The organism is Natronospira sp., assembly GCF_007134575.1.
Lineage (GTDB): Bacteria > Pseudomonadota > Gammaproteobacteria > Natronospirales > Natronospiraceae > Natronospira > Natronospira elongata.
Genome location: NZ_SLKM01000224.1, coordinates 1 through 9,433 on the forward strand (window position 1 = coordinate 1; position 9,433 = coordinate 9,433).

The following is a 9,433-nucleotide window of genomic DNA, read 5'->3' on the forward strand; positions in this document are numbered from 1 at the left end:
ACCCTGTTTGGAAAAAAACCTTTTGGAACAAACCCCTGTCGTATTTTTTCCAACAAGATGGACAGCCCCGACGGGCTGTCACGGACGGGCGTTTGAGCTAGAATAGTCGCCTTGACGGCTGCCCCGGCCACTTTTGCTGGGAGTCGCCGGGAGAGTCGTCAATCGCATTCATGCCGCCCCTATGGGGCGGTGGTCCTTATTTCCGGATATCAGCGGGAGTCTTATCGTGGCACTACCCGAACGCAGCCAGCCGGCAACCACCCCTTTCATTTTCGAGAATGGCCGCCCCGCCATGGACGAACGGCGGGCTGAAATGAACAAGCTTTACCTGGCCGACGAGGCGGAATGCATGGAACGCCTGCTGCCCGCGGCGCGTCTGGATGACGCCACCCGGCGTCGGATCGTGGCCAAGGCCGAGTCCCTCGTGGAACTGGTTCGCAAGAAGGGCGTGAAAAAGACAGGTATTTCCGCCTTCATGCAGCAGTATGACCTGTCTTCCCAGGAAGGTGTGGTGTTGATGTGCCTGTGCGAGGCCCTGATTCGGGTGCCCGACGCCATTACCGCCGACAAGCTCATTCAGGACAAGATCGCCTCCGGTGATTGGCGCTCTCATTTGGGTGAGAGCGACTCCCTGTTTGTCAACGCGTCCACCTGGGGCCTGATGCTGACCGGCGGGGTCGTCAAGGTCGACAAGCGCACGCGCAAGGATGTCTCCGGTTTCATGAGTCGGCTGACGGCGCGCCTGGGTGAGCCCATGATACGGGGCGCCATGCGCCAGGCCATGCGTATTCTGGGCTTCGAGTTCGTCATGGGGCGGACTATTGAAGAGGCCCTCAAGCGCGCGCGCAGCAAGGAGCACCGGTATTATCGCCATAGCTTTGACATGCTGGGCGAAGCGGCCTTGACCTGGACCGATGCGGATCGCTATTTCGAGGCCTATGCCGAGGCGATCGACAAGACCGGCGAGGCCGTGGGCAAGGATGAGTCAATCTGGCAGGCCCACAGTATCTCGGTGAAGCTGTCTGCCCTGCATCCCCGCTATGAATACGCCAACCGTGAAGCCGTGCTGGATGAACTGGTGCCGCGGCTGCTGCGCCTGGCCGAGCGCGCCCGGGACGCTGGTATACAGCTGACAGTGGATGCCGAGGAGGCCGATCGCCTGGATATCTCACTGGAAGTGATCGAAGCGGTCTATCGCTCCCCCTCCCTGGAAGGCTGGGAAGGCTTCGGGCTGGCCATCCAGGCCTATCAGAAGCGCTGCATCCGGCTGATTGACTGGCTGAATGCGCTCACCAGCGATGTCGGTCGCAAGATGCCGGTGCGGCTGGTCAAGGGGGCCTACTGGGATAATGAGATCAAGTGGGCTCAGGTGGAAGGCGAACACGCCTATCCGGTTTTCACCCGCAAGGTGAATACCGACGTTTCCTATCTTGCCTGCGCTCGCAAGTTGCTGGAAGAGTGCGACCAGATCTATTCCCAGTTCGCGACCCACAATGCCCATACCCTGGCCAGCATTCTGGAGATGGCCGGTGGTCGCAGCGATTACGAGTTCCAGCGCCTGCATGGTATGGGGGAGGAACTCTATGGCGAAGTGATGCGGGAGAGGCCGGAAATCTCCTGCCGGGTTTATGCCCCCGTGGGTCGGCACAAGGAGCTGCTGCCTTATCTGGTCCGTCGTCTGCTGGAGAATGGCGCCAATACCTCCTTTGTGAACCACATCATGGATCCCAAGGTGCCGGTGAGTCAGATCACCAGGGACCCGGTGGCCGAAGTGGAAAAACTTAAGCAGATTCCCCATCCGAAAATTCCCCTGCCCAAGGACTTGTACCGCAGCTTCGGCCAGGAGCGGGAGAATTCCCTTGGCGTGAACCTCACGGATCCGGACGAGTTGGCGCCGCTGGCTGAAGCCATGGAAAAGGCCATGCAGCAGCAATGGGAGGCCAGGACGATTATTGGTGGCAAGATCCACGGTGGTGGCAAGGAAGTGCGGGCGGTGGACCCAAGCGATAACCGCCGTTCCCTGGGTGTCTATTACGAGCCGGAGGAGTCGGCGGTTCGTGAAGCCATCGACATTGCCCACAAGTCTCAGCCGAGCTGGGATGCCACTCCGGCCGCCGAGCGGGCAGCCATTCTGCGCAAGGCGGCGGATCTCTACGAGGCGCACATGGGGGAACTCATGGCCCTGTGTACTCGCGAAGCCGGCAAAACCATTCCTGACGGCGTTGCCGAGGTTCGCGAGGCGGTGGACTTCCTGCGCTACTACGCCAACCAGTGTGAAGAAAAGTTTGGCGCGGAAATACCGCTGCCGGGGCCCACGGGCGAAAAGAATACCCTGCGATTGACCGGCAAGGGTGTGTTTGTCTGCATCAGCCCCTGGAATTTCCCTCTGGCGATCTTTACCGGTCAGGTCACCGCCGCCCTGGCCGCCGGCAATGCCGTGTTGGCCAAGCCGGCCGAACAGACTTCCCTGATTGGCTCCCTGGCGGTCAAACTGCTGCACAAGGCCGGCGTGCCCGGCGATGTGCTGCATTTCCTGCCCTGTCGTGGCAGCACGATCGGCAAGATTGTCACCCCGGATGAGCGTATCGCCGGTGTGGCCTTTACCGGCTCCACCGAGACCGCCAAGCTGGTCAATCGCACGCTGGCCGAGCGGGAAGGCATCATTCCCACCTTGATTGCGGAAACGGGCGGCCAGAACGCCATGATTGTTGACAGTTCGGCGCTGCCGGAACAGGTGGCCGACGACGTCGTACAGTCTGCCTTTCACAGTGCCGGCCAGCGTTGTTCCGCGCTGCGTATTCTCTGTCTCCAGGAGGAGATTGCCCCCCGCGTGCTGGAAATCCTCAGCGGCTACATGGACACCTTGACGGTGGGTGATCCTGGTCTGCTGAGCACCGATATTGGTCCGGTCATCGACGAGAAGGCCTACAAGGGGCTGAGTGAGCACGTGGAGTGGATCAAGGGCAAGGGCAAGTTGATCAAGGAAGCGCCTCTGGGCCCGAACTGCGCCAATGGCACCTTCCTGGCACCTGTGGCGGTGGAGATTGACGACATTGCCATGCTGGAGCGAGAGCAATTTGGCCCGGTCCTGCATGTGGTGCGTTACAAGGCCAAGGATCTGGATCGGGTCATCGACGCGGTCAACAAGACCGGCTACGGGCTTACCCTGGGCATCCACACCCGGATTGACAGCGAGGCGGATTACATCCAGCGTCGCATCAAGGTAGGTAATGCCTATGTGAATCGCAATATGGTGGGCGCAGTGGTGGGCGTGCAACCCTTCGGCGGGCAGGGCCTTTCCGGCACTGGCCCCAAGGCCGGCGGCCCCCACTACATGCTACGTTTTGCCAACGAGCGTACTCTGACAGTCAACACCGCCGCCGTCGGTGGTAATGCCAGCCTGCTGGCGTTGTCGGATGATTAAGATAAAGTGAACAGTGAACAGATGAAAGTGAACAGTGGGCCGTGCCCTCGGAGATAGAGTGCCGCTTTGGCAAGATACCAGTGCACTCAAGGCTCCAGTCGGCAATGGCCTTTCAGGAAATGGACAGCGGTTGAGTAGGTACGGCCCGCTGTTCACTGGGAACTGTTCACTTTCATCTCCAAAAGAACGGAGTTCTTATTGTGGCAGTCAGCGTATTCGACATGTTCAAGATTGGCATCGGGCCGTCCAGTTCCCATACCGTGGGGCCCATGCGGGCGGCGTTGGCCTTCTGTGAAGACCTGGTGGAGAAGGGCGGGCTGGAACGTACCGCCCAGGTGGTCGTCAAGCTCTATGGTTCACTGGCGCTGACCGGTGTGGGGCACGGCACGGACAAGGCCGTGATTCTGGGGCTGCTTGGCGAGACGCCCCGGGATGTCAATCCCGACGCCATCGATGACATGTTGGCAGCGGTTCGGCAGGCCAAACGTATCAAACTATTGGGACAGCATGAGATCGCTTTCGATCCAGCGGAGAAGATTGAGTTTCACAAGGGCGAACGTCTGCCCCGGCATTCCAATGGGATGGGGCTGGTGGCGTTTGATGCCGATGGAGGCGTCGTTCACGAGGAGATCTTCTATTCCATTGGTGGTGGCTTTGTTGTCCGTGAACACGAAGAAGAGGGCGATGGAGCCAGTGACGATCAAGCACCGATTCCCCATCCCTTCAACACGGCTGAAGAACTGCTTGCCCAATGCCGTGACAACAATATGTCCATCTGGGCCCTGATGCTGGAGAACGAGAAGATCTGGCGGGATGAAGACACGGTTCGCCAAGAGTTGCTGGCGATCTGGCAGGTCATGCAAGAGTGTACTCAACGGGGGTTCCGCGTCGAGGGGAATCTGCCGGGCGGATTGGAAGTTCGACGGCGGGCGCCTCGTTTGTATCGAGAGCTACAGGAACAGAATGCCGACGAACATCTGGACCTGCTGGACTGGGTCAATGTCTTTGCCCTGGCAGTGAATGAGGAAAATGCCGCTGGTGGTCAAGTGGTAACCGCTCCTACCAATGGTGCGGCGGGAATCATTCCGGCGGTACTGCACTACTACAATCGATTTGTAGACGACGCCTCGGATGAAGGGGTTATCCGCTTCCTGCTTACTGCCGGGGCGATTGGGATTCTGTATAAGAAAAATGCCGGTATCTCCGGTGCCGAGATGGGCTGTCAGGGTGAGGTCGGGGTGGCATGCTCCATGGCTGCGGCCGGGCTCACGGAGGCAATTGGTGGCAGCCTGTCGCAAGTGGAAAATGCCGCTGAAATTGGCATGGAACACAATCTGGGTCTTACCTGTGATCCAGTGGGTGGCCTGGTGCAGATCCCCTGTATTGAACGCAATGCCATGGGATCGCTCAAGGCCATCAACGCCTCACGCATGGCCATGCGCGGGGATGGTCAGCACAAAGTGTCCCTGGATCAGGTCATTCGGACCATGCGCCAGACGGGCAACGACATGAAGAGCATTTACAAGGAGACTTCCCAGGGTGGTCTGGCCGTCAACGTCCCGGAATGCTGATTTTCTTATAGCTTTACGCAACTCCTTTGTCCTCTTTCCATGCCTGTTTGCCCTGGCTGCTTGCAGCCAGGGCCGGCTGGATCAAGCTTATCCGGCCAGTGGATTACTGGCCGGGGAGACCTTCACTGCGAAACTGGATTCACCCATTGCCCGCTATTATCTGGAAGATTATCCGGATGTACACCCCGACGGCTGGTACGAAAAAATTGCAGAGTTTGAGTCTCGACTGTCCGATGAGGGCTTGTCCCAGGCGCTCCTTGGCGAGGTGACCCGGGCAACGGACTCTGTCGATCTGGCAGCCCTGATGTTTGCCCGCCACATACGCGCTGGTGAAGGTAATCGCCACTGGCAGGCCTGTGTTACTGAAGCCAGCCAGGGTTTACGTTCCGCCGATGACTTGCGGGATCTGCTGATATTCAACGCCGCCGATAACTACAAGATCCTGTTCGCCCCTGGCTGGCTGTATGAGGATAATGCCCAGACCGAAGCGGATTTCGCCCGTACCCGTGCCAGCCTGGATCACACACCCCTGGAGTACCATTTCGTGCCCACGCCGCAGGATGGCAGCGTGGAATCCAATGCGGAGATGCTGGCCGATGCCATACGCGACTATCAGGGCACGGATTTGAACCTGATCGTTGTGAGCGCCAGTAAATCGGCTGCGGAGGTCCACTGGGCCCTGGGGACATTATTGACGCCGGAAGAGGGCGAAGCGGTAGTCGCCTGGGTCAATGCCGGCGGGGTCCTGGGCGGGACGCCACTGGCGGATCAATGGACCCGATTTCCCAGGAACCTGATGGCTCGTCTCGTCTTTCTTCGCTATGGTTGGAACTGGAATAGCCTCCATTCCCTGCGAACTGACCGAAGTAGAGAGCGTCTGGAAAAGGCTCGACTCCCAGAAAACCTCCCTGTGATCAATTATGTGGCCGTACCCATGACTACGCAGGTCAGCGAAGGTGCCAGGGGACGTCACCGTTTTCTTGCTCGGTACGGACCCAATGACGGCTTGGCGCCACTGATGTACACCAAGGTTGCGGGGCAGATTAGTCTGGTAGAGAGTGGTGCTGACCATTATTTCCTCACAGTGGATATTGGCACCCGGACTCTGGCCATGACCGAAGCGGTGTTGGCTTTCCTTGAAGGTGAAGACTGCGGTGGCGGGCGGCTTCCGAGGCCTTGAAATTACTGGGGAAGCCGAGATTGGGGGATGGATTGGTGCAGGAAGAGGAGAATGGATTAGACTTGGGGAAAAAGGGGCCGAGGCTGGGAAGCCCGGAGTGAGTGTCATGCGGTGAGGTCTTACGGCCAGGAGGGCGCCAACTCACCAGGGGCATCCAGATGCGGCCAGTCGAAAACAGCGGAAGCCGGTCATCAGGCATGGGCGAAAGACCCGTGCAGACTGCCTTGTTGTTGACCTTGTTGCTTGTTTTATTGGCTCTGGGCTTTGGTGCCTGGCGTCTCGCCCTTGAGGCCGAGCGAGTGGAGCAGACCAGTGAGCTGCATACCCGCCTCGGTGTTGTGCAGCGAGAGCTGGAAGCCCGCACCGGACGTTATCTCTCCCTTCTGAGGGCGTCGTCTGCATCCCTTGAGTATATTGGCCCACCTGATGCCAACGCCTGGGAGCAGTTTGTTAGGCGTCTCAATCTTGAATTCAACTATCCCCAGGTCGATAGCCTCAACCTCCTGCGACATCTGTCGCCAGATGAGGTTCATGATTTCGAAACTGAAATTCAAGCGCAGCTGGACTCTGATTTCGCTGTGATCAGTGATTCAGGGAGAGATTTCCTCTGTGTGATCACCTATTCGTCGGCACCAGGCGGCGGGCAGCCAGGCTACGATGCATGCCAGGCGGGTACGCCCCGGGATGCTCTACTCCAGGCGGCAAGCCTTGAAGAACCCGTGCTATCCGCGCCCCTGCAGTTTTCTCCGGCCGGCAACGAAACGGAATTTCCTGAAGAGCGTCTTATTCCGGGTATGATATTCGTTTCCCCTTTATTCATGGAAGGCCGGGGGCCTGATCAGGCCCTGTTTGGATGGCTTGCGATAACGCTAAGCACTGAGAGCCTTTTCGCCGGTCTCGAAGAGAGGCTGGACTCCTACCATTTGACGGTAAACGATCGTGGTGTAGATGACGGACCAACACCCATTTTCGATAACCGGGCCGATCAGAACTTGGAAGGAGGGGTGAGCGTCATTGGTACCCTGGAGGCTGGAAATCGGCAATGGGAGTTGCAGCTCAGCCGGTCGTTTCACCCAGGACCTTTCCCCTATGCCGTACTGGTCGCCAGCTGGCTGGTCAGTGTTTTGCTCGTTTTCCTGGTTCGCAATGGTTATCAGACCCGCTACAGGGCCGAGGAACTGGCCGAACAGATGACTCGGGCCTGGGGAGAGAGTGAGGCGCAGCGCAAGCGAACCGAAGAGCTTTCCCTGATCATGGTTACCCATGTGGATATAGATGGACGCTGGTCTCGCGCTACGCCCAGACTGGGAAGTCTGTTGGGGGTGGATGAAAAGGAAATGGTCGGACGGCCGGTATTGGAGTTTGTTCACCCTGATGATCAGTGGAACCTGGAAAATGAATTGCAGTCTCTGATCGCCGGGACGGTGCAGTCTGCGTGGCTGGAGGCTCGGCTGCAGAGCAGGACTGGGGAGACCATTTGGTCCGAATTCAATGTTTCTCTGGTAAGAAACGACGAGGGGGAGCCGCAGTATTTCCTGGCGTTTATTCAGGATGTCAGTGACCGCAAGGCTTGGGAGGTTGAGCTGGGTCAGCGGGATCGCCTGTTGGGAGCCATTGCGGAGAGCCTGTCCCATTTGATTGCGCCGCGCCAGTTCGATGCGGCCGTGGAGGAGATGTTATCACTGCTGGGACGGGCTGCTGGCGTCGATCGGGCATATATATTCGTCAATCATCCGCATCCGCAAACGGGGCTGCCCGCGCACTCCATGCGATATGAGTGGGTTGCAGGAGGGGTCACGCCGGAGATTGACAATCCGGATATGCAAAACCTCCTTTATTCCCTGTTGCCCGAGGAGTGGTATGACAGTCTGAATCAGGGACGTCCGGTCCGTGCAATGCCTCGGAATCTTGGAGAGTCTGCCAGGGAGATTCTAGAGTCTCAGGATATCAAATCGTTATTGCTGGTGCCCATTATGCTTCGGGATGGTTTCATGGGGCATATTGGCTTCGATGACTGTCATCAAGAGCGAAGTTGGCCGGAGAGCCAGGTGTCAGCGCTTATGGCTGCCGCGGCCAGTCTTGGCAATGCCTTTGAGCGACAGGAGACAGAGGAAGCGCTTGACCATAACCGCCGGCTCCTTGTTTCCATAACCGACAATATTTCAGAGGGAATATATAGAAGTACACCGGAAGGCGAGTTGGAATACGTCAATAGCGCCTTGGCGGAAATGTTTGGTTACGATTCGCCTGAGGAAATGATGCAGGTCCCGGCACCTATCCATTATTGCTCCAGGGAAAGGCGGGAAGAGCTGCAAGAGCATCTCAAGGAATATGGGCATTACAGGGACGAGGAAGTTGATTTCATGCGTCGCGATGGTTCTCGCTTCGTGGCGTTGAACAATGCGGTTGCCCTTAAAGGTGATTCCGGACGGATCATTTATCTCGATGGTGTGATTTCTGATATCACCGAAAGAAAGGAAGCAGAACGGAAGATCAATTATCTTGCCCATTACGATACGCTGACCGGTTTGCCCAATCGGACCATGTTGCGCGATCGCATGCATCAGGCGCTGGCCAAGGCAAAACGTCATGGCTACCTGGCTGGTATTCTGTTTATTGATTTGGACCGCTTTAAGAATGTAAATGACTCACTTGGGCATGCAGTGGGTGACCGTTTGCTTTCCGAGGTTTCAAGACGGCTCCAGTCTGAAACACGCGCCGAAGATACCGTCAGTCGGCAGGGAGGGGACGAGTTTATCGTTCTCTTGCCAGAGATCGGAGAAGCCAATGAGGCAGCACAGGTTGCCACCAAGCTGCTTTCCGCTCTGGGAGAGCCATACCGGATTGGGAATCATGAGTTGCATGTGACGCCCAGTATCGGAATCAGTATTTATCCGGATGATGCCGAAGAAATTGACGAGCTGATTCGGAACGCGGATGCCGCCATGTATCAGGCGAAGGAGCGGGGGCGTTTCAATTTTCAGTTCTTTACCCATGATCTCAGCGTGCAAGCCTGGGAAAGGTTATCTCTGGAGAATCAGCTGCGGCGAGCGATTCAGCGGCAGGAGTTCGTGCTCTACTACCAGCCTCAATTGAGTCTGGAAACTGGAGAGATCATTGGGGTAGAGGCTTTGGTGCGCTGGCGTCATGAGGGTAGGCTGATCTCACCCAATGTGTTCATTCCCGTTGCCGAGCAGACTGGCATGATCATTGAGATCGGCGACTGGGTCTTGACAAGAGCCTGTCAGCAGATCCAGG

General features: G+C 57.7%; 4 protein-coding genes. All 4 read left to right on the forward strand.

Annotated elements, in window-relative coordinates:
- Positions 1 to 181 precede the first annotated feature (181 nt).
- Positions 182 to 3,424 (forward strand): bifunctional proline dehydrogenase/L-glutamate gamma-semialdehyde dehydrogenase PutA, encoded by a 3,243-nt coding sequence (gene putA, locus ACJWXQ_RS08940; RefSeq protein WP_406672622.1) that lies wholly within the window; start codon positions 182 to 184, stop codon positions 3,422 to 3,424.
- Positions 3,425 to 3,624: 200 nt separating this feature from the next.
- Positions 3,625 to 4,995: an L-serine ammonia-lyase gene (locus ACJWXQ_RS08945; RefSeq protein WP_346050025.1), complete on the forward strand. Its 1,371-nt coding sequence runs from the start codon at positions 3,625 to 3,627 to the stop codon at positions 4,993 to 4,995.
- Positions 4,964 to 6,175, forward strand: coding sequence for a hypothetical protein (locus tag ACJWXQ_RS08950; RefSeq protein ID WP_406672623.1), 1,212 nt, complete (start codon positions 4,964 to 4,966; stop codon positions 6,173 to 6,175). Before ACJWXQ_RS08945 ends, ACJWXQ_RS08950 begins: the two co-directional genes overlap by 32 nt.
- A 212-nt stretch (positions 6,176 to 6,387) precedes the next feature.
- On the forward strand, positions 6,388 to 9,433 hold a 3,046-nt coding region (locus ACJWXQ_RS08955), incomplete at its 3' end, for a diguanylate cyclase domain-containing protein (RefSeq protein WP_406672624.1).

Excerpts from the sequence above, each read along its gene's own strand:
- putA (WP_406672622.1), top strand. The coding sequence starts at position 182 with ATGGGGCGGTGGTCCTTATTTCCGGATATCAGCGGGAGTCTTATCGTG.